Here is a 25,908-nt window from a genome sequence, read left to right as displayed (position 1 = left end):
GCTCAGCCCTGGGGATCGAAGCCCACGTCGCAGCCGTAGCGCACGTCGAGGTGTGCCATGGTGTCGGCCTGCACGACGCCGCAGGCCGCGGGGCACAGGAACACCATGCCGTCCGCGATGTAGAACGCGTCGGCACCACAGTCCGCGGGACCGACCACCTGGTGGAAGGTCTCGGGGATGCCGCCGCCGCCCGGCGTATAGTCGATCTCGATGGTGTCGGGATCGATCGACTCGCCCGGTGGCGGCTCCGGGATCGCAAACTCGCAGCTCACCGGCGTGGCCTCGACGACGCCGGTCGCGATGGTGTTGAACACGGCGCCGAAGTCCTGGGTCTGCGTGAACGGGAAGCGCAGCCCGCCGGTCAGCACCGCGACCTGCTGGATGGACTCGCCTTGGCCCGCGAGCGGGTCGGCGGGCCCCCACGGCATCGCCGGCGGGTTGTTGACCGGCATCGACGTGAAGAGGTGGAACACGTACTGCCGATCGCCGGCCGTGCCGAACGGGCTGCCGGGCAGCGCCAGCAGTGCGTCATCGAAGGCGGCCGCGAGCGTGACCTCGTTCGAGGCCGAAGTGCCGTCGGTCATGCCGACGATGGTCTTCACGGCGTCGGGGCGCAGCGCGTCGACGTAGCCGCCCGGCAGCAGTCCGCCCGGATCGGGGTTCGTCGCCCAGGCGACGATGTTGTCGAGGAAGCTGCCCGAGCCGGTGGCCGCGTCGTAGTGGGCGTAGTGGTCGGTGACGACCGGCGCCACCGGAGCGGCCTCGCAATCGGTGCCCGACAGCGGCGGCGAGATGCAGACCGTGGGGTAATCGGCCGCCACGATCACGCGGTAGTCGAGCCCGCTGGCGCCGAGGATCGCCGCGAAGTCGTCGTTGATGCTGGCTTGCATCGCTGCGATCGCGGCGCCCATCGAGTTCGAGGTGTCGACCACGACGAGCACGTCGACCGGCCGATAGCTCAGCTCGGCGTCGGCGCTCTGCGAGACGCACTCGCCGCCGGTCTCGGGCTCGATGTCGGCCGATGGACCGAGGTCGAGCTTGTCGCCGCTGTCGGCCGCGGTGCCGCCGTCGGTGGTGCCGTCGGTCGTGCTCAGCGTGCCGATACCGCTCGCGGCCGTGGTCGCGGTGCCTGTGCCGCCACCGCCGTCACCGCAGGCGGTCGTCACGAGGGCAAGCGCGCTCGCGCATTGTGCAAGCCCCAGACAGGCGATCGTGGTCCGCCAACCGCTGCGTCGTGGGCCGCATCGCGCCAACGCCGTCGTACCCCCGGTCACACGACTCGTCCCACTCGAGTGCGTCATGCCGCCACAGGTTATCAGGCTTGGGTGGGCGCACGTAGCGATGCTACCGTCCGAGCCGCTTGCTTCACGGCGCGTTCGCGCGCATCCGAGGTCTTCATCATGCATCGCCATCGTCTCGTCTACTTGCTGTCTTCGTTGTCGCTCGGGCTGTTGGCCGCCTGTCCCGGAGGGGACGACGGTGCCACCGGCGGAGGTTCGGATTCGAGTACCGGAGGTTCCACGAGCGCGTCCACGACGCAGAGCGACACCACCGCGTCGACCACCAACTCGACGACCGATGCCACGACCGCGTCGACCACGATGACGACCACCACGGCCGACAGCAGCGGTGGCTCCGACGGTTCGTCGTCGACCGGCAACGAGACCGGCGATCTGCCGGCGTGTCCGTACACGGCGACCGCGGGTGACCTCTCGCTGGTCGAGGTCGCGACCGGGTTCGATCGTCCGGTGCTGGCGCTCGGCGATCCGCACCAGCCCGATCGACTGTTCGTGGTCGAGCAGGGCGGCGACGTGCGCATCCTCGAGCCCGGGCAGACCACCGCACCCGAGGCGGTGTTCCTCCACGTCGACGTGCCCAACGCCGACGATCAGTTCATCGGCGACGAGCGCGGGCTGCTGGGCTTCGCGTTCCATCCCAACTTCCCCGACGACCCCCGCGTGTACGTGGCCTACACGCCCGCCGGCATGGGCAACAGCCCGCCGCAGACCGTGGTCGAGTTCATGCTCGACGCCAACGATCCGAACCAAGTCGATCCGACCACCGCGCGCACGGTGATCGCGGTGGACGAGCCGGCGGGCAACCACAACGGCGGCATGATCGGCTTCGGGCCCGACGGCTTGCTGTACATCGGACTCGGCGATGGCGGCCTCGCCGACGACGCCTTCAACACCGGTCGCAACACCGGCGTGCTGCTCTCGAAGCTGTTGCGCATCGACGTCGAGCCCGATGGCACCCCTGACATGGTCGAGTCGTGCGACTCGTGCATGGCGGTCGGGCCGTTCGACTACACCATCCCGCCGGACAATCCATTCGTCGACGACGGCAACTTCGCGCCGGAGATCTACGCGTGGGGCTTCCGCAATCCGTGGCGCTTCTCGTGGGACCTCGCCAACGGCGATCTCTACGTTGGCGACGTCGGCCAGGATCAGTTCGAGGAGATCGATGTCGTGGTCGCCGGTGGCGACTACGGCTGGAGCGACATGGAGGGCTACCACTGCTTCAACAACGGTGGCTGCGACGACATCAACACGCCCAACGCGACCAATGCCGACGACCAGATCACGCCCATCGCCGAGTACCAGCACGGCAACGGCGGCGCCGGCTTCCGTTGCTCGGTGACGGGCGGCGGGGTCTATCGCGCCTGCGAGGTCGATGACTGGCAGGGCACCTACGTCTACGGCGACTACTGCTCGGGCGAGCTGTTCGCGCTGCGCTGGGACGGCACCAGCGTCGACGACATGGGCATGGTCTTCGACTTCCCCAACTCCGAGAACATCATCGGCAGCGGCACCAACGCATGGGGCGACGTGTACATCACGACCGTCTACGTGCCGGCGCCCAACGGCCCCATCGAGGACGGTCGCATCTACCGCCTCGCGCCGGCGCAGTGACGCGTGACGACACCGGGTGCGCGCCCGCGGTCGGTCACCCCGACCGCCGGTGCGCGATGGTATCGTCGCGCCCATGGCGAGCTTGCACCGTAGCGCGTTGGTGACCACGCCCCTGGGCGTACTGCTGTGGACCGCGATCGGCTGTGGCGACGGCGGTGGCGGCGGCACCGCGGCCGACAGCAGCAGCTCGGGCGGTAGCACCGGCACGACCGCATCGACCACGCAGACCACCACCGCGAGCACCACCGACTCGACCACCACCGCGAGCACGACCGCATCGAGCACGGTGGCCGACTCGAGCAGCTCGCAGGGCAGCGAGAGCGGCTCGGGCTCGACCACCGATACCGGTGTCCTGCCGTGCCCGTACGAGCCCGTCGAGGGCGAGCCTGCGGTGTCGCTGCAGCTGGTGGCGAACGGCTTCGATCGGCCGGTGCTCGCGATCGGGCACCCGACCGAGCCCGATCGCCTCTTCGTCGCCGAGCAGGGCGGCACGGTGCGCATCCTCGAGCCCGGTGAGACCTCCGCGCCCGCCGACACCTTTCTCGACATCCCGGTCAACTGCGCCACCACGACCACGATCGGCTGCGAGCAGGGCCTGCTGGGCTTCGCGTTCCACCCCGACTTTCCGACCGACCCGCGGGTCTACGTGGCCTACTCGCCGCCGGGCGTGAATCCGCCGACGCGCGTCTCGGAGTTCATGCTCGCCGACGACAGTCACGTCGATCCCGACAGCCAGCGCGTGGTGATCGAGGCCGGCCAGCCGTTCGGCAATCACAACGGCGGCATGATCGCCTTCGGCCCGGACGGCTACCTCTACTTCGGCACCGGCGATGGCGGCGACGGCTACGACACCGCACAGACGGGCATGAACCCCGGCGTCATCCTGGCCAAGATCCTGCGCATCGACGTCGAACCCGACGGCATGCCCGACAACCCGGTGGCCTGCATCGACGCCGCGGGTGTCAACTGCCCCGACCTCGGGCCGTTCGACTACACGATCCCCGCCGACAACCCGTTCGTCGACGACGGGAACTTCGCGCCCGAGGTGTGGGCGTGGGGCTTCCGCAACCCGTGGCGCTTCTCGTTCGACGCCGACAACGGCGATCTGTGGGTCGGCGACGTCGGCCAAGACGAGTGGGAGGAGATCGACATCGCGGTCGCCGGTCGGCACTACGGCTGGAGCGCGATGGAGGGCAACCACTGCGAGAACGACCCCGGCTGCGACGCGTCGGCGGGGCCGAACCAGCCCAATGACGACGAGCAGTACGCGCCGATCTTCGAGTACCACCACCAGCCGGGCTGCTCGATCGCCGGCGGCGCGGTCTACCGCTCGTGCGAGGTGCCGGCGTGGCAGGGCATCTATGTCTACGGCGACTTCTGCAGCCGCGACGTCTACGGCCTGCGGTGGGACGGGACCACGCCGACCGATCTCGGCAGTCTGCTCGACACCGGCGAGCTGGTGCTGGGCTCGGGCTGGAACACGTACGGCGACGTGTTCATCACGACCGTGGCCGGCGTCGTGTACGGGCCGTACACCGACGGCAGCGTGTACCGCGTCGCTCCGGCGGGTTGAGGACGCGGCGTCGACCCCCGTGACGCGGACCTCGAGCGGGCACTGGCCGCGGTTCGTCGCGCCTTGCTAGTACCTCGACACAGCGATAGTGACGGGCCATAACACCGCCCTGACCGCGCCTCGCTGCGTTGCCGCACCTTGAAATACGCGCCCGGTATTCCGGCGGCACGGCGCCTTGCGGAGTCGCGGCCATGACGGCGTTCTGACCCATCACTATCGCTGTGTCGAGGTACTAGCGGCCGCTCGCGAGCGCGACGATCAACCCGACCAAGCCGATCGCCGCGATCGCTCCGCCGACCACGACCAGGATCCGCAGCCACGACAGCGGCGCCTGGCCGTGGACGAAGTTGGGGTTCTGGCCGTGGACGATCGCGCGGAACACCTGATCGCGGTAGCGGTACGCGAGCACGTACGCGGGGAAGCCAAGCCGCGCAGTGCGGAGCTGTCGCGGCACCACTGCGAGGCGGAGGTTGCGAACGCGGCTACCCGGTACGTGCTTCTCGGCGTAGGCGCCGGCGGTGGCCTGCAGCGCCCGCGAGATCATCGCGCGGGCGGCCGAGCGCTGCACCGCGAAGCGCTCGACGGTGCCGTGGGCACCGGGGGCGGGCGAGCGATCGGCGAGGTTGTAGCCGCGCGCGAGCGCGGTGCACTCGCTCTCGGTGAGTCCGCGCGAAGCCGAGACCAGCACGCTGCGCAACCGCAGCTCGAAGCTGCCGGCGTGGGGGGCCCACGACGATCGTCGCGAGCCGGCGTCGGAATCGGCGGCCCAGTTCACCGCGACCTCGGCATCGAACGACCAGCCCGCCCACCACAGCGGCTGCAGCTTGTCGACGACGGCGGAGTCGCGGAGATCCTTGGGGCGGAAGAAGCCGAGGCCACCGAGCCAGCGCTTCAACGCCTGCTTGGCCTGCTCGGCATCGACGCGGAAGTTGAGGTAGGCCTCGGCCTCCTCGATTGGATCGGTGGGGCGCTCGATCGCCATCACCGAGCCACAGAAACTGCACTTGGGCGCGGCGACCTTCTCGTCGTAGCTGACGGCCGCGCCGCAGCCGTCGCAGCGGAGGATCGTCGCGAGGGTCTCCGTGGGTCGATCGAGCTCGGTCGCCGCCGCGCTCGGCGGCGGCGTCGGCAGGCCACAGATCGCGCAGCGCAGGTCACCGGACTCGAGCGGGCTGTGGCAGCGCTCGCAGGGCTGCAGCGCCGCGGTCACGGCGGGCGCCGGCGCGTCGTCGGTCCACTCGAGCTCGCTCATCGCAGCGCCCCCAGCAGCACGATGGCGGTGATGACCGCAATGAACGCGAGGATCGTGAAAACGATCTTCTGCCACGACAACGGCGCGCGACCGCCGAGCTGGCCGGTCTGGCCGTTGACGACCAACCGCACCGGCGGCTTGCCGTCGTCGTAGCGCACCGCGAGAACCCATACCGGCAGCATCACCAGCTCGAGGTCTTCGTGTTCGGTGCGCCAGCGAAAGTTCAGGTCGCGGTGCTTGTCACCCGGCATGTGCGCGGTCAAGCGCGCACCGACCAGCGACTCCAGCTCCGCGCGGGCCTGCTGCCGGCACTCGGCCTCACTCATCGAGGGATCCTCGGCCATCCAGCCCGACAGCAGCTTTGGCGTGAACCGCAGCAGCGCCCGCAGATCGAAGGGCTCCACGCTCTGCAGCTCGGCGTTGGGCAGGCCGCGCGACGCGGTGACGACGACGTCGTCGATGTAGCCCGCCCAGTCGCCGGTGAGATCGCGCCACTCGGTCTCGGTGCGCGTACGCGTGCGCGTGACGGTGTGGCCCTGGGCGTTGCGCGTGGTGTAGGTCTCGGTGACGGTGTAGTGCTCGCCGATCTGCGCGCGATAGTCGGCCTTCGCCACCGCAGTGTAGACGTACGCGGGCAGGTACAGCCCACGCACGTCCGAGGGCTCGGCACGGCGGAACTTGCCGGGTGCGAACAACGGACGCCGGATGAACGCGCGCGCCAGCTCGAGCGCACGCGCCTTGCCGACCACGAATCCGAGCGCGAAGGTCGGCTCGGGGCGCGCGGGGTCCACCGGCCGCTCGATCACCGCCGGTGACGCGCAGTAGGGGCACTTGCCCGTGCGCAGGCCGGCCTCGATCAGGATCTGCGCGCCACAGCCACCGCACTGGATCGCGATGGCGTTGGGGTCGTGGGCAGCGGCGGGCATCGTCGGGCGGGGCGCGCGTGGAGTCTAGCACCGCGCGCACAGGTGCTGGCTTCGGTTCGACGGTGGGGCAATCGCACGCCGCGTGACCATGGCGAGGCCGCCATGCGTGCCGTGCTAGCCTGCCGGCGTGATTCGGGAGCTTTGCATCGCCGCGTCGTTGCTGCTCGGCTGCGCCCGCGGTGCGCCGCCCACCACCGTGCCGACGTCGGATGCGGCCGCGACCGATGCGCCCGCGCCGGTGGTGCTGGTGTTCGTGCGGCACGCGGAGAAGACCGGCGAGGATGCGGACGCGGAGCTGTCGGAGCTCGGCATGGCGCGGGCGCGGTGTCTTGCCGACACGCTCGAGCCGCTCGCGGTCACGCACGTGCTCGCGACCGACAAGCGTCGCACCCAGCAGACCGTGGCGCCCCTCGCCGAGCGCCGGGGGCTCGCGATCACCACGGTGCCGGCCGGCGATCATGATGGTTGGGTCGCGCGGCTACGTGGCCTGCCGCCCGCCAGCGTCGCGGTGGTCGCGGGCCACTCGAACACGGTGCCCGAGCTCATCGCAGCGCTCGGTGGCGCCGCGGCGCCGATCGATCACGCGGTCTACGATCGGCTGTTGGTGCTCACGCTGCCCGCCCACGGCCGGGCGACCGCAGCGACCGTCCGCTACTGCATCGCCGCGGGCGCCTGACGCCAGTCGATCGTGCGCGGTGCGCTAGTACCTCGACACAGCGATAGTGACGGGCCATGACACCGCCCTGACCGCGCCTCGCTGCGTTGCCGCACCTTGAAATACGCCCGGTATTCCGGCGGCACGGCGCCTTGCGGAGTCGCGGCCATGACGGCGTTCTGACCCATCACTATCGCTGTGTCGAGGTACTAGGCGGACCGCGGTTCGACGTGGTGCGTCGCACACCCGATCGCGCGCGCGTCGGGCCGGGCGGAGCGGATGGCGTGTGGCCGCAACCATCCGTGCGACGCGTGATGTGCTTCGCCGAGGTGGCCGAGCACGCCCGTGGAGCTCGCGAGGCGGCGCTACACGACCCGCACTCGCGCATGTCCGCAGAAGGAGAAAGCCATGTCCAAGCTGAACGTGAAGGGAAACGTCTTCTACGCCCCCGGTCCCTGGGGCCCTGCGCTCGGCGTCGATGGAGCGAGGGTCGAGATCATCGATCTCGACGCCAGCGGCGAGCAGGTGATCTGGTCCACGACGATCGGGAGCAATGGCGCGTTCGCAGGCACCACCAGCGAGTGGCAGGCGAGCATGGCCGGGCCCCGACGCTGGGTCGTGGATGATCCTGGCAGTGTGTACCCGCCGCGGGCGCCTCGGGGACACTGGGAGGAGACGCGGGTGCCGAATCCGAGCGACCTCTTGCTGTTGTCGGCTCGGATCACGCACCCCGCCCACGGAAGCGTGACTCTGCCATTCGTGTATGTCGGCGACGGCGTGACGTCGCCGCCGCTGCTCGTGCCGCCGACGTGGGTGCCACCGACTCACCACGTGCCGGTGCCCGTTCGCGTCGATGGGCACGCGTACGCCGATGCGCTGGGTGCTGCCCAAGCCATCGTGCGCGCGGCTGATTCGAAGCACGGCTTCTCGCTCGACATCTACGAACCCGCGCTGCGCGACGACTTGTATCGGATCTTGACGTCGAGCCGGACGCAGCTCCTGCAGTACATCGCGCCCACGCTGTCAACGCGGCCCGTGATCGCGGTCCCAGCCGCCTCGGTGTCGCAGGCGTGGGGCGGTGATGATGTCGCGATGGTCCTGATCGCGATCGCAGTGCTGGTACTGGCGGTAGGGGCGGCGGTCTTCACCGTGCTGGTCGGCATCGCGATCATCTACGCGCTCTCGCAGGGCTATCGCCCGATCGGCGCGGAGTTGCGGACCGACACGAGTGGGTCCCTGTATCTCCACGTCTCGTTCGGCGCGTGAGACGACGAGGCACCTACGATCCCACCGCAGCGGGCTCGTTGCGGTGGGGGCTCCGGGTCGTGCACGGCCGTTCACAACCCGCGCGGTGTCGCGCGGGCGGCCCGTGCAACCGGGTTCGGAAGGTTCGCGTCCCTTCGCAACGAATGCGAACTTCGATCCTGCTCGTGACCCTCGCGTTGCTCACTCCGGTGGGCTGTGACTCCAAGCCCGCCGAGGCCGACGCCAAGAAGGCCGAGGCCAAGAAGACCGAGGCCAAGGCCGGCGATGCCAAGGCCGGCGACGCCAAGGCCGGCGATGCCAAGGCCGACGCCCCCAAGCCCGCGGATACCGCGACGCTGCCGACCGAGACCGAGACGCTGGCCCTCGATCAGGGCGAGAGCAAGATCCCCGCGACCATCGTCGTGCCCAAGGGCTGCACCACCTTCAACGATGAGCCCACCACCATCCGCATCGACTACGGCGAAAAGCGCGAGAGCGGCAAGCTGTTCGGGGTCCAGATCGCCAAGGGCAACGAGTTCAACACCAACCTCGGCGATCTCGAGAAGATGATGGCGGAGAGCAAGTACAGCACCAACAAGATCCTCGAGAAGACCGACAAGCTGCTGCGCTACACCATGCAGAACGAGGGCAGCCCCCCGAGCCACAACTTCTCGATGATCGTCGAGCTCGCGGGGCAGAAGTGGGTGTGCAAGCAGGGCAACCGCGGCGGCTACACCGAGGAGGCCTCCAAGCGACAGATGGAGGCGTGCGCGACCCTGGCCGCGAAGTGAGCCCCGTCAGGGGGGCAGCGCGACCTTGCCGTCGGGCTCGAGCTCGAGCTCGTTGCTGGGCCCTTGGGCCTCCAGATCGAGCGCGCGCAGCCGCTGGATCAGCGGATGGCCCGACTCGGGCTCGTCGCCCTCTCGCCCGGGCTGGTCGTTGATCATCACGAGGATCGAGATGCGTCGGTTGCGAGCATCCTCGGGCTTGTGCCACAGCCGTGGTCGACGCTCGGCGTAGCCGCGCACCTCGACCACCTGCTCGTCGCGGACGCCCGCGGCGAGCAGGAATTTGCGCGCCGCGTTGGCGCGCTCGGTCGACAGCACCCAGTTGTCGACCCGGCCGCTGGCCGGCGAGGCATCGGTGTGCCCCTCGATGACCACGTGGTTGGGCAGCAGCCCGACCTCCTTGGCGATGGTCGTCAGCATCGGCCGCGCATCTGCGGCGATCTTGGTCGAGCCGGGCGCGAACAGGTGGAGATCGTCGCTGTCCTGGATCTCGATGCGTAGGCCGTCTTCGACCGCGGTCAGCTCGACGTGCCGCGCCCACGAGTCCATGTGCAGGGCCATCAACGCCTGCGTCAGGCGGCTGCGCGCGTTGGACAGCTCGGGCAGCTCCTTGGTCGGGCGCTGCTCGGCACCGTTGCCGGCCGAGAAGCTGGTGTCGACGGCGACCGCGGTGTTGCCTCCGCCGAAGAAGCCCGCGCCACCGGTGTTGGGACCGGTGTTGATCTCGGTGTTGCCGCCGCTCTCGATGCCGAGCGGGTCGCGGAAGTACGCGCCCACCGCCGACTTGGTCTGGGGGCTCTGCGCGACCAGCCACAGCACCATGAAGAGCGCCATCATGGCGGTCACGAAGTCGGCGAACGCGACCTTCCATGCGCCGCCGTGGTGGCCGTGCCCGCCATGGCCCTTCTTCTTGACGATGATGATCGGTCGTTTTTCGGCGTCGGCCATGGCTAGCCCTTCGCGGCGCGGCACGCCTTCTCGAGCTCGTCGAAGCTAGGCCGCTCCAGCGAGGTGATGGAGCGCCGCGCGAACTCGACGGCGATCGGTGGCGACACGCCCTTGGCGTGGGCCAGCAGGCCGTGCTTGATGCACTCGACGAACTTGCCCAGCTCGGCGTTGCGGTGGCCCATCGCGGTCGCGAGCGGCGAGAACACGCCGTACGAGAGCAGGATGCCGAGGAAGGTGCCGACCAGCGCCGACGCCACGCTCATGCCGACCTCGCTGGGCGGGCCATCGATCTTCTCCATCGTGATGACGATGCCGAGCACCGCCGCCACGATGCCGAGGCCGGGCAGCGCGTCGGCGACGGACGACAGCGCCGCGGGAGCCTTGGCCTCCTCGTTGTGCACCGTCTCCATGTCGACGTCCATCAGGTTGTCGAGATCGTGGGGCTCTGCCGAGCCGCTGACCACGACCTTCATGGTGTCGGTCATGAACACCAGCGCGTGGTGGTCCTTCAGCACCGAGGGGTACTTCTGGAAGATCGAGCTCTTCGTGGGATCGTTGATGTGCTCTTCCCAACCCAGCAGGCCCGAGCGCTGCGCGAGCTGGAACAGCTCGTACTGCAGCGTGAGCAGCTCGAGGTACTCCTTCTTGCCCGGCCGCGCGCCGAGCAGGCCCTTGATCTGACCGATCATGGCCTTGGTCACCTTCATCGGCGTGCTCACGACCAGTGAGCCGATGGCCGCGCCGAGGATGATGACGAACTCGTGCGGCTGGTTCAGCACCGCGAGATTGCCGTGGTGCATGGTGTACCCGGCGAGGACCGAGCCGAGTACGATGACGAGTCCGATGAAGCTGAGCATGGGAACGACGGAAGAGGGCGACCTCGCAGGATCGTCTAGGTTCCGCCGGGGTCCCGGACCAGTTGTCGATGCGGACGGGGGGCAGGGGCCCTGGCTCCGCGATGGGCCGGCTGCGGCTCAGGCCGCGCGCAGGCTCGTGCAGGCGGCCCGAAAGCGCTCGACCGCCTCGGTGGCAGCGGCGGCCGGTGCGACCAGGCGCAGCTCGAAGTAGTTCGATGCGCCCTCGGGTGCAGTGAAGCAGTGCAGCTCGACGGTCTCCGGCGGTAGATCGCCACGGGGTTCCGAATAGGTCCGCATGCGACCCCACAACCGCGCGCCGTCGATGCGCTCGTCGAGCACGGTCTCGGTCTGCATGGTCACCGCGGCGAGCGCGAGCACCTTCTCGAACTCGGGCGTCACGCCGACCGCTCGCAGCTGGGTGAGGTGCCGCTCGACGTTGTCGCCGATCTCCTTGGCACTGCAGGTCCCGGCGCAACCGGCCTGCAGCGTCAGCACCCAGGGCGGCGCGTCGGCGGCCTCGATCGCCCAGGTGGTGGTCCGACGCTCGTGGGTCTGCAGGACGAAGCCAGGCGGAACCGCGAGCGTCGCGGCGACCGCCTTCTTGCGCGTCAGCTCGAGGTCGACGCGGGTTCGGCCGTCGCGCTGCACGAGCGGCGGATCGTCGGGGCCACGCGCGGGCGCGGGCACCTCGGCCGGGGCTGCTGCGGGCTCGGCCGAGGCGTCGGTGCCATCGGCACGACGCACGCTCGACGACGGGGCCTCGCGGCCACACGCCAGCAGCATCGTCGTCATCACAGCGGCAGCGAGCGACCGCATCATCGTGTCCGTCGGCGCCGCAGGCCCAGCGCGAACATGGCGAGCCACATCGCGCCGCTGGGTGGTTCGTCGTCCGCGAGGTGGCGGCACGCGCAGCCGCCTCCGCCATCGGCGTCGGCGCCGTCGCTGCTGCTCGAGTCGTCGGCCGCGCCGGTGGTCGAGGTGGTCTGCGGCGCGGTCGTGCCACCGGTCATGTCGCCGGTGGTGGAGCCGGGGCCGGTGGTCGAGCCGGCGGTGGTGGAGCCACCGCTGTCGTCCGCGACGCCGCCGAATGCGGTGATCGGGATCATCAGCTGCTGCGAGCCGAGCACCAGCGGGGGCGCGCCGCCGGCGTCTTCGAACCGCGACAACACGTCGGCGCCGGCGCTGTTGGTCGAGTTCTCGTCGGCGAGGAACTGCACGTACTCGGGGGTATTGATGAGGTAGAGCAGGCGCACGTCGACCACGAGCACGTCGTCGTCGGGGTCGGCCGGGGTGGCGTCGACCACGTCGCTGCGGCCGTCGAAGTCGTACTCGACCTCGTCGAAGTTCGGCCAGGTGCCGTCGCCCTGCAGGGTGTAGCGATCGCCGACGGGGTCGGTCTCGATCGACGGCGTCAGCCCACGCGGCGGGATGCGAGTGTCCTCGAGCCAGTGGTTGTTGCGCAGCAGGTGGAACTGCGCGCCGTCGGCGAGGTCTTCTGCGACGCCGCGGTAGGTCCGCAGGCGCGCGTCCTGCTCGATGCCCTGGCCCTGCGTCCAGGTGCCGGAGCTCCACACGACCTCGTCGTCGTAGCGCGCGATGACCTCGATCCACATCACGCGGCCCTCGGAGTAGCCGCTCGGGAGCTTGTGGCCGGTGTTGTTGGTGACGGTGACGGCCAGCGCGCCGAGTCCTGCGCCGAGGTCGACGCTGCGCGGACCGACGACCTCGAGCGTGGCCGCGGTCGGAAGCAGTTGATCGACCGCCGCGATCGCGTTGTCGTAGAAGAAGTCGACCACCTCGCCGGTGCCGCCGTCGCCGTAGATGCCGCGCAGGATCTCGTGCATGAAGCGGTTCGCGCCCACGAGGTCGTGGCGGCGGCCGCCGGTGTCGTGGGTGAGGCCGGCGTTGGCGTTGTCGAAGCAGCCCGGCATCTGATCGACCGCGGGCATGTGGCAGTCCTGACACGAGCGGAAGTCGTCGCCGGGCACCGCGTACGCGCTGCCGAGCCACTCCGAGTAGGTGCGCTGCTCGTTGAAGAGCATGCCGAGCGCGGTGCCGTCGTCGTCGACGCGTTCGCGCGGGGTCGTGACGTCGTGGCAGGTGCCGCACATGCGCGACGAGCCGGTGTACGGGTCCTGCACCCACGGATGTGGCGGATCGCCGACGTTGGACTCGTAGGTCCACGGGCCGCGTCGGGCGACCGTGCCGGCGACCGCGACGTCGTCGAGCTGGTAGCGCGCGTTGCCGGCCGCGGTCGCGAGGTCCTCGGTGGCGCGATGGCAGAGCTCGCACTCGACCCCGCCCGCGAGGTCGTCGGGCAGCAGCTCGTCGATCGCGACCGCGTCGCCGCGGCCGTCGAGGAAGGCCCGCGGTGCGTGACAACGGATGCACTCGATGGTCTCGCCGGGATGATCCTGATCCGCGATCGCGACGCCGGCCCAGAAGACCGGGTCGCGCGCTGCGTTGGCCATGAGCGAGCCCTGCCAGCCGAAGAACGGTGCGTAGTAAGGATCGTCGCGGTGGGGGGCGATGTTGCCGAAGCTGTGGCAGTTCTGGCAGGTCGCCGGCGTGACCAGCGGGTTGTCGAGCTCGCCCGGCTGCGTCGGTGCGGCCGTGGCCAGGCCCGCGGGCAGCCACACCGGCGCGATCGTCAGCAACACGGAAGCCACGGCCATCGAGCGCGGGGTCGACATGTTGGGCTATCGTAGCGGCGATGCCAGGGCGCCGCGACGGCTTTGTGGGCGTGCGGGTCGATGCGGCCCGTCACGCCGCGGGCGCGCGGACGCCAAGCGTCGCGCCGACGCGGTGGGCATCGTGCATGCTGGGCTACCTGCTCGTCACCGTCACGGCACCGTCGCTGGCGTGCACTCGCAACACGGTCGCCGATGGTGACGGTGCGCCGCCGGGCAGCGCGGAGGCGCCGGGGCGCGCGCGGACCCTGCGGGTCGGCAACCCTTCGCGCGGCGTCGACGATCAGCCCGACTATGACGCGATGGCCCGCGAGCTGCGCTCGCGCGTCGCCGCGCGGCTGCCCGACCCACTGCCCACGGTGGCGGAGGCGTGTCGCGACATGCTGGGCGCGGCCGCGACGTCCTACGCAGCGCCGGAGGGCGAAGCGCCCGCCGCCGACGCAGTGGTGCGCGCGGTCGTGGACGCCGATCGCAGCGGCTGCGAGCGCGAGACCTCACCGGCAGCGGCGACGTGCGTCGCGATGCTCCTGCGCGAGGCGGCGGGTGAGTATCCGTGGCTGCTCGACCAGTGCAGCCGCGCGTTCCCGAAGCTTTGAGTTGCCGGGGCGGTGCGCTATGGTCCGAGCGTGTTGCGGACCCATGGCTCGGGCGGGTGGATCTCGAACTGGTGGTTCTTGGCGCTGGCGCTTGGTTGCGCGCGCACCGGCACCGAGACCGCTGCAGATCCACGGGCGAGCGCGCTGCCGTCGGCCGCCCGCGCCGATGCAGCGGTCGCGCCCGCCGAGGTCGCCACGGCCGAGGTCGCCGCGCCGGCGCCGGCACCGACGGTCGCGCCCACGGTCGCACCGACGCCCGCGCGCGCCGACCAGCTCGAGCTCACGTTCGTCGGCGACGTGATCTTCGGACGCTACCGCGAGAGCGGCTACGACCCCATCCCCGAGGCCGGCAAGCCGGTGTTCGACGAGATCGGCGAGAAGATCGCGGCCGACGTCGTGTTCGCGAACCTCGAGACGCCGCTGGTGCGCGAGCTGCCGACCAGCAGCCCGATCGGTGCCCGCTTCCGCTTCGGTGCGTCGCTCGAGCTGGCCGAGCACCTGCGCACCGCCGGCTTCACGGTGGTGAGCCTGGCCAACAACCATTGGTACGATCAACGGCTCGAGGGCGTCGAGCAGACGCCGAAGCTGGTGCGCGAGCTCGGGCTCGTGCCGGTCGGTGCCGCACAGATGGAGCCGCCGGTGTTCCGCGTGGAGTCCGTCGAGGCCAAGGGCTGGCGACTGGGCTTCGTCGCGATCACGACGCGGACCAACGCGCCCGTACGCGAGGGGGGACCGCAGCTGGCCTACCTGCCGACCGATGCGATCGACGAGCAGGTGGTGCCGGTGGTGACGCAGGCGCGCGCCGACCACGACCTCGTCATCGTGGTCGTGCACTGGGGTGAGGAGTACGCGGAGGCGCCCAACTACGCGCAGGTCAAGGCTGCCCACGCGTTGATCGACGCCGGTGCCGACCTCGTGATCGGCTCGCACCCCCACGTGTTGCAGGGGGTCGAGCGCTACGGCAAGGGGCTCATCGCCTACTCGATGGGCAACTTCCTGTTCGAGAACACCAACGAGATTCCCCGCCTGACCGGCGTGCTGCGCGTGCGCGCGCGGGCGCAGGGGAGCTGCCTCGATCGCGTGGTCTTCCATCCCGCCTACGTGAAGCGGTCGCCGGCGCCGCATCCGGTGCCCGCGACCGGGGCCATGGGGCATCGCGTACGCGATCGCGTGATCAAGCAGGCGAAGGCGTTCGCGACCACGTGGACGTTGCAGGGCGAAGACCTGCTGCTGGACGCGCCGGGCTGCAGCGACTGACGGCCGCCGCGCGGACGTCCGTGAGCTCGTCGTCGAGCACGGCCGCGGCCTCCGCCAGGCTCGCACAGCGCTTGATGCGTTCGAACGCACGCGCGCCAGGGGCATGGTTGGTGGCGGCGAAACGCAGCCACTGCTTCACGCGGCCGAGCGCCGTGCCCTCGCGGGTGCCGGCGGCGAGTAGCGCGACGACGTAGCGATCGATGAGCGCGCGCAGGCGCACCCCGTCGACGCCGGCGTCGAAGCCCGCCGGGTCTGCGTCGCCGCGGGCGCGCCGGAACAGCCACGGGTCGGCCATCGCACCGCGGCCGATCATGAACGCGTTGCAGCCGCTCGCGCGTGCGCACGCCTCGAGGTCGGCCGTCGTGCACAGATCGCCGTTGGCGACGACCGGCATGGTCACGGCCGCGCGGGCACGGCCGATCGCGACCCAGTCGACTGGCGGTGCGTACAGCTGCGCCCGCGTGCGTGCGTGGATCGTCAGCCACGAGGCACCACCGGCCTCGGCCGCACGCGCGAGCGATTCGACGCCGTCGGCCGAGTCCCAGCCCAGTCGGATCTTGGCGCTCACGGGCACGTGCATGGGTACGGCCCTGCGCACGGCGTCGACCACCGCCTCGATCCGGCACGGGGCCCGCAACAGCGCCGCACCGCCGTCGTGGTTGTTCACCGTCTTCGCAGGGCAGCCGAAGTTGAGGTCGATCGCCAACGCGCCGAGCTCGGCCAGCCGCGCTGCGGTCGCGGCCATCGGCTCGGGCGCGCCGCCCAGCAGCTGCACCGCGACCGGCACGCCGCGCGGGGTCCGACCGCCACGGGCGAGCTCGGGCACCTCCCGCTGCAACACCGCCGCGGGCACGGCGTGCGCCGTCACGCGCACGAACTCGCTGACGCACAGGCTGATGCCGGACGGCGCGTCGTCGAGATCGGTGGCGAGCGCACGCCAGGTCGCGTCGGTGATGCCGTCCATCGGCGCCAGCGCGAGGAAGCGCGTCGCGTCTTGCGGGGTCTCGACCGGCGGCGTCACGGCGGCCGCTCCAGCGCGAGGTCGAGCTGAGCATCCAAGGCCGCCGACCACGGCACCAACATGAACTCGTACAGCCGGCTGCGTACTGGCGTGCCGTCGTCGGCGCGGCGACGGATCGTACGGCACACGAAGCCGGTCGGCGTGAGCCGACGGCGCTCGAGCAGGGCCCAGATCTCGCGCTCGATCTGTTCGACCACGAAGCCCTGCGTAGCCAGTACGTCGACGATCGCGCCCATCGCCACGCCGCTGGGTCCGGCGCCCTCGGCGATCTCGAGCACGGCTTCGGTCAGCGGCGACGTCATCGTCGGCGCGAGCATGCATCCGGGACGCGCCGCTCGGCAAGCTCGCCCGCCGCAGTGGGCCATGGCGCGCGCGCGTGCGCAGGCCGGCGTGCTCGCCCGCGACGGCGCGCGGGTCAGGGCTCGAAGTCGAGGTCGTTGGTCACGAGGATCTGCTTGACCGCTGCGACGTCGCCCGGCGAGATGGTGTTGCCCGACCACGTGCCGCCCTCGAGCATGCTCACCGTGATGGTGTTCGAGCCCGCCGGCAGCGCGAAGGTGATGCGATCGTTGGAGATGCAGTTGTCGCCGTTCTCGCTGACCGCCTGCCACGACCACGGCGGTGCGCCGAGGTTCTGGCAGCCGTAGCGCCAGTCGGTCGCGGCGCCGGTGACGTCGACGTGCGCGGAGTCGGCGGGATTGCCGGGCACCAACGCGGTGTCGAGGCCGGGCTCGCGATCGAACACCAGCATCCACACCGCGAAGTCGTCCGCGCACTGCAGATCGAAGGCGAACGTCGCCGTGCCCATGCCGGCGGTCTCGGCGTAGACGTAGGTGGTGCCGTCGTACAGCGACGCGAGCATCATGTCGCCGGCGAGCGTGGCTTGGTCGGCCATCAGCGTGACCGACTGCGGCGGATGGTCGGCGCACGGGTCGGTGGGTTCCGTCGTGCTCGAGCCGCCGGGCGTCGGATCGCCGCTGGTGTCGGGATCGGCTGCGGTGCTGTCATCGGGCGCGTCGCCCGAGCTGCCGCCCTGCGTCGCGCTCACACCTGCGCCGCCCGAGCTCTCGAGGCCGCCGGTGGATGCGGGGCCGTCGTCGTTGGTGTCGCTGGCCGCGGTCGTCGACGAGACCACACCCGAGACCTGGCTCTTGCCGCTCGAGTCGAACGAGCACGCGGCGAGGCCCGCCATCAGCCCGAGATGCAGCTTCCGCCAGCCCACGCCGGCGGCAGGATACCACGCGCGGCGCGATCGCTCAGCGAGGATCCTGCAGGTCCGGGTCGCGGCTCGGATACCAGCGACTCGCGACGCGGACCGCGTTGGTTGCGGCGCCCAGACGCAGGTTGTCGCCCGCCACCATGACGCAGAAGCTCCGCCCGCTGGCGTCGCGTGGATCCGCGCGCAGCCGCCCCACCAGTGCACGGTCGCGGTGTGCCACGCACGACAGCGCGCTCATGCCCTCGCCGGTGCTGCCGGGGAACAGCCGCACGAACGGGCTCGCCTTCGCGTCGCCGAGCACCGCCTCGAGCTCGGCCAGCGTCGCCGGCTCGCCGAGCGTGAACCATGCGTTCATCGTGTGGCCGACTGCCACCGCGACGCGGCAGCACTGCGCCGAGATCGACAGCTCCGGCAGCTCGAGGATCTTGCGGCTCTCGAAGGTCAGCTTGCGCTCCTCGGCCGAGAAGCCGCTGTCGTCGGTCTTGCCGTTGTGCGGCACGGTGTTGCCGGCGTAGCCGCTGGCGTCGAACGGCCGGCCGAAGCGATCGCCGGCCGCGTAGCCCGCGGCGGCGGCGGCGAGGAACTCGTCGAGCGGCGCAATGCCGGCGCCGCTCACGGCCTGGTAGGTGCTGACGGTGGCGGCCTGCAGCCCGAAGCGGCGCAGCAGCGGCGCCATCGCGAGCGCGAACGGGATGGTCGTGCAGTTCGGGTTCGCGACCAGCTTCACACCGTCGTCGACGCGATGCCCGTTCACGCCGGCGGTGACCAACGGCACCTGCGGATCACCGCGGTAGGTGTTGCTCTTGTCGATGACGCGGTAGCCGAGCGTCAGCAGCCGAGGCACGTAGCGCGCGCTGTGATCGTCGTCGAGGGCCACCAGCGCGAGGTCGCCGCGGCGCGCGTCGTCGCGCTCGAGCGCAGGCGCGCCGGTCACGGACCAGCTGCGGCCGCCGTGCTCGAGGGTCTGATCGCGGCTGGCGTAGAGGTCGAGCTCGGCCTCGGGCCACGCACGTGCGACGAGGTCGATGGTCTCGCGACCGACGAGTCCGGTCGCACCGAGGACACAGATGCGCATGGGCCGAGGTCATAGCACACCGCAAACGCTGCTTGTGCCCACGGTCTTGCGCGCCGCTGGGGCTGCGCCCAAGATCGTTTCGCGTGTCCGTGCCTGCCGCGTTCCTGACCGCTCGCTGGGAAGACCTCGCGCTCGTCACCTGGCGGGTGCCGGCCGCAATGCTGCTGTCGTACCTGCCGCCGGGCCTCGAGCCCGATCGCCTGCCGGACGATCCCGACGACGTCGCCTACGTCAGCTTCGTGGCGTTCCGCTTCCTCGACACCAAGGTGAAGGGCATCGCGGTGCCGCTGCACACCGATTTCCCCGAGGTCAACCTTCGCGCGTACGTGCGCGAACGCGAGGGTGGGCGTCGCGGGGTGACGTTCATCGCCGAGCTCGTCCCCAAGCACGCGATCGCGATGGTCGCAAACCTCGTGTACCACGAGCACTACCGCACGGTGCCGATGCAGTGCGAGGTCGTCGACGAGCTCGACGTGCGGCGCCTGCACATGCGCATCGAACTCGGGGGCCGCATTCATGCGCTGACGATCGAGGGCGATCGCGCGACCGTCGTGCCGCCGTCGGACTCGCGCGAGGCGTTCTTCAAGGAGCACGAGTGGGGCTTCGGCCGCGACGGTCGCGGTGGGCTGGTGGTCTATCGCGTGCACCATCCCATCTGGGCGGTGTATCCGACCGACCCCTCGCGGCTGTCGCTGGCGGTGGACTTCGCCGAGCTGTACGGCGAACCCTGGGGCTACCTCGACCAGGTGCCGCCGTGCCATGTGGCCTACGCGGTCGGCTCCGAGATCGCGGTCTATCCCCGGGATTCGTAGGCCAATCGCGCGGCCCCGTGATCGTGGCGCACCCGCCGGGCACTACCCCCGACGGAGAGCGTGGACGTCATGTCGAGGATGCGAGATCTGGCTTGGTTGTTGGGTTGGACCATGGGCGCGGCGGTCATGGCCGGGGGGTGTGATCCCAAGGGCGATGGCGGCGAGGACGGTGGTGGTGGTGGTGGTGGCGAGGCCGCCGCGCTGCAGGAGGCGATCGAGATCTGTGCTCCGTGGGCGCAGACCTACGCCGCTTGTTACGCCCAGGAGGCGGCGCAGGACGACGGCTACGCGCCTGGCTACGTGTCGTTGGTGGGCGAGTGCGTCGCCGGGGTCGGCACCTACGCCAGCGCCGGCGGTGTCGAGTGTCGCGCCGCGCTCTCCGACTACTTCGCCTGCATGGCTGCACTCGATTGCGAGGAGATCATCGGATCGGACTCGGTCGAGGCCGGCGGCGACACCGAGGGCAGCGATCCCGACGGCGGCGGTGCCGGTGTCGAGGTCGAGCCGCCGTGCGCGGCGCAGGAGCAGGTGATCGAGCGGGAGTGCGACTTCGGTGCGGTCGACTCGCCGTCGGTCGGCTCCGCCTCCGACGAGGGCTGAAGACGGCGCCGGTGCTTGGCCGCGGTCGCGGGTTTCGGGGTACGGTCGGCCCGCGCATGGGCACCGCGAGCAACCCCGATGACGCCGCCGAGCGCGGCCGCGGCTTCTCCCGCGCGTTCTGGACCGCCAACGTCGCGGAGCTGCTCGAGCGGGGCGCGTGGTACGGCGTGTTCGTCGCGATCACGCTGTACCTGTCGCGGATCCTCGCCTACTCCGACGTCGAGGCGGCGGCAGTGTCGGGCGCGTTCTCGGCCGGGCTCTACCTGTTGCCGACCTTCAGCGGTGCGTGGGCCGACCGCATCGGCTTCCGACGGGCGCTGCTGGTGGCGTTCGCGCTGCTGACGATCGGCTATGGCGGCATGTGGCTGCTGCCGGTGCTGCTGCAGGGCGCGGGCTTGGTGCAGTACGGTCGCGAGGTCGCGTTCACGGGTCTGCAGGACAGCCCGCAGCGGTGGCTGTTCGTGCCGGTCATGCTGTTCGTGATGGTCGGGGGCTCGTTCATCAAGTCGGTCATCACCGGCACGATCGCGAGCGAGACCACCGCCAGCACCCGCGCGCGTGGCTACTCGATCTTCTATGCGATGGTGAACATCGGGGCGTTCGGCGGCAAGACGCTGGTGCAGCCACTGCGTGAGCGGCTGGGCAACGAAGGGCTGGTGGTGCTGAACCTCTTCTCCGCCGGCATGACCGCGGCCGCGTTCGTGCTGGTGCTGCTGCTCTACCGTGGCCGCGACGCTGGCCAGGGCGGCAAGAGCACGGCCGAGATCGGTCGCGCGTTGGTGGCCGTGCTGCGGCGGGGGCGTCTGGTGGTGTTGATCTGCATCATCACGGGCTTCTGGATCGTGCAGTACCAGCTCTACGCGAGCATGCCGAAGTACGTGCTGCGCATGGCCGGCGAGGACTCGGCGCCGTCGTGGTACGCCAACGTCAACCCTGCGGTGGTGGTGGTGAGCGTCGGTGCGATCACGGCGCTGATGCGACGCCGCAGCGCGTTGACATCGATGAGCGTCGGCATGTTCATCATGCCGGTGTCGGCGTTGTGCATGGCCGCAGGCAACTTGATCGGGCGCGGCGAGATCCTCGGCATGCAGCCGGTCGCGTTCATGATGGTGGTCGGCATCGGATTCCAGGGCCTGGCCGAGAGCTTCATCTCGCCGCGCTATCTCGAGTACTTCTCGCTGCAGGCGCCGCCGGGGCAGCAGGGGCTCTACCTCGGCTTTTCGCACCTGCACTCCTTCCTGGCCGCGCTGGTCGGTTTCGTCAGCTCGGGCTTCCTGCTGCAGCGCTACTGCCCCGACCCCAGCACGTTGAGCGCCGCCGACCAGCAGCAGCGCCTCGATGCTCTCGCCGGTCACGGCGAGCTGCCGGCCGCGTACGCGCAGGCGCATCACCTGTGGTACGCGTTCGTGGGGGTCGCGATCGTCTCTGCGCTCGCGCTGGTGATCTTCGGCCGCGTGGTCGCGCGGCGGGACGCGCGAGCCGGCTAGTACCTCGACACAGGGATTGTGACGGGTCAGAACACCGCCCTGACCGCGCCTCGCTGCGTTGCCGCACCTTGAAATACGCCCGGTATTCCGGCGGCACGGCGCCTTGCGGAGTCGCGGCCATGACGGCGTTCTGACCCATCACAATCCCTGTGTCGAGGTACTAGTCGGCCAGGTTCGACGCGCCGGTTGCGGCGGTCGCCGAGGTGCGGCGCAGCGCCTCGAGGCGCGCGCACGGGAGCGACACGCGAACCTGCTCGAACGCAGCGGCGAGCGCGTCGAGCAAGGCGGGCACGCGATCGGCGGCCCCGCCCCTGCCGGCGCGTTCGAGGTCCTCGCACAGCGAGACCATCTTGCGTGCGCCGACATAGCCGCAGCTCGAGCGCAGGCGGTGGGCCTCGTCGGCGACGCAGCCGAGGTCCTCGCCGCGGCTGGCCTCGCAGAGGCGGTCCAGCGCGCGGGGACACTCGTCGACGAAGAGCTGCAGCACGCGCGTGATCATGGCGCCGTCGTCGTCGAGCTGTGCGAGGTCGAGCAGGGCGCCGAGCTCGAGCGGCCCCTCCTCGCGCACGGCTTCGCACCGTGGCCGCGGGCCGCCGGGCAGCGCTGCCGCCAGCGCCGACAACGTCAGGGGCTTGCTGAGGAATGAATCCATGCCCGCGGCCAGGCAGCGCTCTCGATCGGCCGCCATCGCGTTCGAGGTCACCGCGATGATGGTCGCCGGCGGCAGTGCCTGCGCGCGCTCGTGCTCGCGGATCTGCCGCGACGCCGCGAGCCCGTCGAGCACCGGCATCTGCCAATCCATGAGGATCGCGTCGAAGCGCCCGCTCGCGGCCGCTTGCACCGCGGCCCGACCATCCCCGGCGACCTCGCAGGTGCAGCCGAGGCGCTCGAGCATGCCCTGCAGCACCTCGACGTTGATGCCGTTGTCCTCGGCGACCAGCACGTGCAGTCCACGATGCTCGGCCCGACGCACCTGCTCGGTCGCGATCACCTCCACTGGCGCTCGCGTGCTCGCGACCATGCGCATGACGATGGTGAAGGTCGAGCCGGCGCCGGGCTCGCTGCGGACCGTGACGCTGCCGTCCATCATCTCGGCGAGCTGGCGCACGATCGCGAGCCCCAGGCCGGTGCCGCCGTAGCGTCGCGTGGTCGAGCCGTCGGCCTGGGTGAACGCCTCGAAGATCGCGCGCTGGGCAGCGGGCTCGATGCCGATGCCGGTGTCCTCGACCTCGAGCTCGAGCTCGATCTCGTCGCCTCGGCGCGCGCGTTGACGGAACCGTACGGCGACGTGGCCCTTGGGCGTGAACTTGATCGCGTTGCCGACCAGGTTCGTGAGCATCTGACGCAGGCGAAGACTGTCGCCGATCATCGCCCGCGGGAGCTCGGGATCGATCGAGCGCACCAGCTCGATGCCGCGGCGTCGCGCCGTCTCCGCGAGCAGATCGAGGGTGTCGTCCATCACGGGTGCGAGCTCGAAGCTGCGCTGCTCGAGTCGGAGCTTGCCCTGCTCGGCCTTGGTGAAGTCGAGGACGTCGTCGATCACGCGCAGCAGTAGCTGCGCCGAGCGTCCGATGGTGTGCACCGAACGACGCTGAGCCGGGCTCAGCTGCGACTCGAGCAGCAGCTCGGTCATGCCGAGCACGCCGTTCATGGGTGTGCGTAGCTCGTGGCTGATGCGTGCGATGAACTCCGACTTGGCGCGGCTGGCCGCGTCGGCGGCGAATGTCGCGGCGCGGAGCTCTTCGTTGGTGGTGCTGAGCTCGCGCATGGCGCTGCGCAGCGCCGCCGTGCGCTGGCGGACCTCGCTCTCGAGCGAGGTCGCGCTCTCGAACAACGCGAAGGGGCTGCCCTGATCGAGGCTGCGCTCGACGCGGCTCATGAGCGCGCGATTGATCTTGGTCAGCTTCGCGTTCTCGGTCCGCAGCCGCTCCAGCTCGCCGTCGTCGCCCACCGGTCGTTCCTACGCCCGGCGTCCGATCGCGACCCCGGTGAAGGTCTGGTTCACGTGCACGGCGTTGTACTGCTCGCCGTAGGTGCCGAAGCCGATCACGTTGTGCGCATCGAACAGCTGCCCGACCTCGGCGGTGATGTTGCGCTCCTTGCACTCGAGGTGGCGCAGGATGCAGTCGCAGCCCAGCACCAGCTGGGGTTTGCCGAGCTCGAACTCGAGCTCCTCGAGCTGCGTGCGCAGACCCGCGACCAGGTCGACGCCCCGTGCCACGGTCAGCACGACGCCCTCCTCGATCGCGCAGAAGAAGGTCAGGCTGCCGTCGTCGTTGACCTTCTGGATCGAGCGCACGTACTCGTCACCGCCCATGCGGACCACCACGGGGTGGCACGCGAAGATGAGCGGCGTGAGATCGTCGACGTCGAGCCCGACGATGCGCGCGAACTCGCGGCCCGCAGGCTCGCCGTTGATCTCGGTGACGATGCGGCGCGCCGGGTCCGCTCCGGTCACGACCAGGCGCGACTCGGCCCGCACGAAGTGCTGGGTCTTGAACACGCGGAATGGCTGCGAGGTCTGCATCAACAGCAACACGGCGCAGTTCTGTCGGAAGCGGCCGTCGTGGTAGATCCAGGTCTCGCCGAAGCGCGTGCCGTCGCCGGCCGAGCCGCCGAACAGCTGCACGTCGCCGAGGTTGCGGTACAGCTGGCTCACCACCACCTCTTCGAGGCCGCAGAGGCCGTCGATGAGGAGGAACGCGAAGGTGTTGCTGCCGTCGACGGGTGTCCCGTGTTGCTCGAGCTGCGTGATGAGACGCCGCGTCAGCGCGGCGGCGTCTTCGGCCCGGAAGTTCGCGAGGTCGTCGATGCGAGCCGCTTCGACGCGGAGGTCACCGCCGATGCTGACGCCCGCGATGGAGCCGTCGAGGTAGCCGAGCGGGCCGATCTCACCGGCGGTGGTGCAACCCACGACGAGGCCGGCGGGAAACTGCTCGGCCAGCGTCGCGCAGAGCGCCTCGGAGGCGTACTCGGGCGCGCAGTAGAACAGCGTGAAGACCGGATGCTCCTGGGCGAGCTGCGCGGCCAGCTCGGTGAACGCGGCGCGCGGCTCGGGGGCGGCGCTCGCACCTCGACGGACCTCGAATGCCTGCGCGCGGGGCGTGGTGCCGTCGGCCATGGCCGGCAGCATCGACCCCGGCCGGGCGTGCCTTGAGTGGCCAAGGCGGCGCGGTACGAAGAAGCATCGCGCCGCGGCAGCGCGCGCCCGCGCGACGGCTCAGCGCGCGGCGAGCCCCTGGCACCACGCCGCGCCGGCCATGCGACAGGTCAGCGTCACCGCCACCGGACCGCGCGCGCACTGCCAATCCACCACGGTCGCGCACGCACGGTCCCACTCGGGCTCGTCGAGCTCCGCCGGCGGGTCGACGATTCGCGCATTGATGGCGTGGGTCACCGGTGTCAGCAGGCGATCGTCGGACACCAGCACCTCGCGCCACCCCAGTGCGACCGCGTTCCAGGCCTCGGTGACATGCTCGTCGAGTGGTTCGCCGTCGTCGGGCTGCCATGTCAGCTGCCAAGGTCCGCGCTCGTACGACACCGACATGCCGCCCGTCAGCGGCGCGATGGTGACCATGAAGGACTCGTCGTCGCGCTCGAGGCGTGCGGCGCCGGCGAGATCGTCGATGTCGAACGCCGAGCGGGAGATCTCGACCCCGTCGAGGTCGAAGCCGAGCAACTCGGTGCGATCCGCCTCGCGTTCGATCTCGACCCGATGGATCTCGAACGTCCGCGGCAGGTCGGGGCTGCCGCTCCCGCGCGCGCAGCCGCCCGACGCCAGCGCGGCGCACAGCCAGCACAGCTGCAGCACCCGGCGCAGCTGCAGCACCCGGCGGGATTGCACACAATCGCGAAGGGCGCGCGGCGTCGGCATCGGGAGGTCTCGGAGCACGAGTGCCGCCGCCGGCGTCCCGGTTCCCGATCCGTGTTCGTCGGCGGGCGGGCGATGGCGCCGACCTGGCCCGCAGCGGGACGGTAGGTGCGGGGCCGCCTCA

The 25,908-nt window shown here is 70.5% G+C and carries 25 protein-coding genes; 10 read left to right on the top strand and 15 right to left on the bottom strand.

What is annotated here, in order from left to right:
• Window positions 1-2: 2 nt before the first annotated feature.
• Window positions 3-1,166 (bottom strand): hypothetical protein, encoded by a 1,164-nt coding sequence (locus IPH07_29100; GenBank protein MBK6921492.1) that lies wholly within the window; start codon window positions 1,164-1,166, stop codon window positions 3-5.
• Window positions 1,167-1,420: 254 nt separating this feature from the next.
• Window positions 1,421-1,615: a hypothetical protein gene (locus IPH07_29095; protein MBK6921491.1), complete on the bottom strand. Its 195-nt coding sequence runs from the start codon at window positions 1,613-1,615 to the stop codon at window positions 1,421-1,423.
• On the opposite strand from IPH07_29095, the gene IPH07_29090 reads away from it, so the two are divergent.
• Complete coding sequence (locus IPH07_29090) at window positions 1,602-2,912, top strand: PQQ-dependent sugar dehydrogenase (protein MBK6921490.1); 1,311 nt, start codon at window positions 1,602-1,604, stop codon at window positions 2,910-2,912. The two genes, IPH07_29095 and IPH07_29090, sit on opposite strands and share 14 nt — an antisense overlap.
• Before the next feature lie 73 nt (window positions 2,913-2,985).
• Complete coding sequence (locus IPH07_29085) at window positions 2,986-4,485, top strand: PQQ-dependent sugar dehydrogenase (GenBank protein ID MBK6921489.1); 1,500 nt, start codon at window positions 2,986-2,988, stop codon at window positions 4,483-4,485.
• A 232-nt stretch (window positions 4,486-4,717) separates the two neighbouring features.
• On the opposite strand, the gene IPH07_29080 is transcribed toward IPH07_29085, so the two are convergent.
• Both IPH07_29080 and IPH07_29075 read right to left on the bottom strand, forming a co-directional pair.
• Entirely contained in the window at window positions 4,718-5,737 is a 1,020-nt protein-coding gene (locus IPH07_29080; protein ID MBK6921488.1) for a hypothetical protein, read from the bottom strand.
• Window positions 5,734-6,633, bottom strand: coding sequence for a hypothetical protein (locus IPH07_29075; protein MBK6921487.1), 900 nt, complete (start codon window positions 6,631-6,633; stop codon window positions 5,734-5,736). Before IPH07_29075 ends, IPH07_29080 begins: the two co-directional genes overlap by 4 nt.
• Window positions 6,634-6,790: 157 nt before the next feature.
• Between IPH07_29075 and IPH07_29070 the strand changes: the two genes are divergently transcribed.
• The 3 genes from IPH07_29070 to IPH07_29060 all read left to right on the top strand — a co-directional run bounded on the left by IPH07_29070 (window position 6,791) and on the right by IPH07_29060 (window position 9,354).
• Window positions 6,791-7,339 (top strand): histidine phosphatase family protein, encoded by a 549-nt coding sequence (locus IPH07_29070; protein MBK6921486.1) that lies wholly within the window; start codon window positions 6,791-6,793, stop codon window positions 7,337-7,339.
• 387 nt (window positions 7,340-7,726) lie between these two features.
• The gene (locus IPH07_29065) at window positions 7,727-8,584 is read left to right on the top strand and encodes a hypothetical protein (protein ID MBK6921485.1); all 858 of its coding nucleotides are present in this window, start codon (window positions 7,727-7,729) and stop codon (window positions 8,582-8,584) included.
• Between the two features lie 143 nt (window positions 8,585-8,727).
• Window positions 8,728-9,354, top strand: a complete 627-nt coding sequence (locus tag IPH07_29060; GenBank protein ID MBK6921484.1) for a hypothetical protein — start codon at window positions 8,728-8,730, stop codon at window positions 9,352-9,354.
• Between the two features lie 6 nt (window positions 9,355-9,360).
• On the opposite strand, the gene IPH07_29055 is transcribed toward IPH07_29060, so the two are convergent.
• The 4 genes from IPH07_29055 to IPH07_29040 form a co-directional block, all read right to left on the bottom strand.
• Complete coding sequence (locus IPH07_29055) at window positions 9,361-10,299, bottom strand: OmpA family protein (protein ID MBK6921483.1); 939 nt, start codon at window positions 10,297-10,299, stop codon at window positions 9,361-9,363.
• A gap of 2 nt (window positions 10,300-10,301) precedes the next feature.
• On the bottom strand, window positions 10,302-11,156 hold the full coding sequence (gene motA / locus IPH07_29050; GenBank protein ID MBK6921482.1) for a flagellar motor stator protein MotA: 855 nt from the start codon (window positions 11,154-11,156) through the stop codon (window positions 10,302-10,304).
• 117 nt (window positions 11,157-11,273) lie between these two features.
• Window positions 11,274-11,948, bottom strand: a complete 675-nt coding sequence (locus IPH07_29045) for a hypothetical protein (protein ID MBK6921481.1) — start codon at window positions 11,946-11,948, stop codon at window positions 11,274-11,276.
• Window positions 11,949-11,971: 23 nt separating this feature from the next.
• Window positions 11,972-13,849, bottom strand: coding sequence for a hypothetical protein (locus tag IPH07_29040; GenBank protein MBK6921480.1), 1,878 nt, complete (start codon window positions 13,847-13,849; stop codon window positions 11,972-11,974).
• A 20-nt stretch (window positions 13,850-13,869) separates the two neighbouring features.
• Between IPH07_29040 and IPH07_29035 the strand changes: the two genes are divergently transcribed.
• Complete coding sequence (locus tag IPH07_29035; GenBank protein ID MBK6921479.1) at window positions 13,870-14,442, top strand: hypothetical protein; 573 nt, start codon at window positions 13,870-13,872, stop codon at window positions 14,440-14,442.
• 30 nt (window positions 14,443-14,472) lie between these two features.
• Entirely contained in the window at window positions 14,473-15,699 is a 1,227-nt protein-coding gene (locus IPH07_29030) for a CapA family protein (GenBank protein MBK6921478.1), read from the top strand.
• On the opposite strand, the gene IPH07_29025 is transcribed toward IPH07_29030, so the two are convergent.
• From IPH07_29025 to IPH07_29010, 4 genes are all read right to left on the bottom strand, one after another.
• A complete protein-coding gene (locus IPH07_29025; protein MBK6921477.1) occupies window positions 15,617-16,720 on the bottom strand; it encodes a tRNA-dihydrouridine synthase family protein in 1,104 nt (367 codons plus the stop codon). The two genes, IPH07_29030 and IPH07_29025, sit on opposite strands and share 83 nt — an antisense overlap.
• Entirely contained in the window at window positions 16,717-17,022 is a 306-nt protein-coding gene (locus IPH07_29020) for a hypothetical protein (protein ID MBK6921476.1), read from the bottom strand. Before IPH07_29020 ends, IPH07_29025 begins: the two co-directional genes overlap by 4 nt.
• 113 nt (window positions 17,023-17,135) lie before the next feature.
• Window positions 17,136-17,942, bottom strand: a complete 807-nt coding sequence (locus IPH07_29015; GenBank protein MBK6921475.1) for a hypothetical protein — start codon at window positions 17,940-17,942, stop codon at window positions 17,136-17,138.
• A 34-nt stretch (window positions 17,943-17,976) separates the two neighbouring features.
• The gene (locus tag IPH07_29010) at window positions 17,977-19,014 is read right to left on the bottom strand and encodes an aspartate-semialdehyde dehydrogenase (protein ID MBK6921474.1); all 1,038 of its coding nucleotides are present in this window, start codon (window positions 19,012-19,014) and stop codon (window positions 17,977-17,979) included.
• Between the two features lie 83 nt (window positions 19,015-19,097).
• On the opposite strand from IPH07_29010, the gene IPH07_29005 reads away from it, so the two are divergent.
• The 3 genes from IPH07_29005 (at window position 19,098) to IPH07_28995 (ending at window position 21,913) form a co-directional block, all read left to right on the top strand.
• On the top strand, window positions 19,098-19,826 hold the full coding sequence (locus IPH07_29005) for a DUF2071 domain-containing protein (protein ID MBK6921473.1): 729 nt from the start codon (window positions 19,098-19,100) through the stop codon (window positions 19,824-19,826).
• A 69-nt stretch (window positions 19,827-19,895) separates the two neighbouring features.
• Complete coding sequence (locus tag IPH07_29000) at window positions 19,896-20,426, top strand: hypothetical protein (protein ID MBK6921472.1); 531 nt, start codon at window positions 19,896-19,898, stop codon at window positions 20,424-20,426.
• A gap of 56 nt (window positions 20,427-20,482) precedes the next feature.
• Entirely contained in the window at window positions 20,483-21,913 is a 1,431-nt protein-coding gene (locus tag IPH07_28995) for an MFS transporter (GenBank protein ID MBK6921471.1), read from the top strand.
• 160 nt (window positions 21,914-22,073) lie between these two features.
• Here the strand turns inward: IPH07_28995 and IPH07_28990 are convergent, their stop codons facing one another.
• From IPH07_28990 to IPH07_28980, 3 genes are all read right to left on the bottom strand, one after another.
• Window positions 22,074-23,864, bottom strand: a complete 1,791-nt coding sequence (locus IPH07_28990; GenBank protein MBK6921470.1) for a response regulator — start codon at window positions 23,862-23,864, stop codon at window positions 22,074-22,076.
• A gap of 9 nt (window positions 23,865-23,873) precedes the next feature.
• Window positions 23,874-25,034: an FIST C-terminal domain-containing protein gene (locus IPH07_28985; protein ID MBK6921469.1), complete on the bottom strand. Its 1,161-nt coding sequence runs from the start codon at window positions 25,032-25,034 to the stop codon at window positions 23,874-23,876.
• A 99-nt stretch (window positions 25,035-25,133) separates the two neighbouring features.
• Window positions 25,134-25,787, bottom strand: coding sequence for a hypothetical protein (locus IPH07_28980; GenBank protein MBK6921468.1), 654 nt, complete (start codon window positions 25,785-25,787; stop codon window positions 25,134-25,136).
• Window positions 25,788-25,908 lie beyond the last annotated feature (121 nt).

It is taken from the genome of Deltaproteobacteria bacterium (genome assembly GCA_016709225.1).
Taxonomy (GTDB): Bacteria; Myxococcota_A; Polyangia; order Nannocystales; family Nannocystaceae; genus Xiheibacterium; species Xiheibacterium phototrophicum.
Note: the sequence above shows the minus strand (reverse complement) of the source record. Positions and strands in the feature narration are given on the sequence as shown.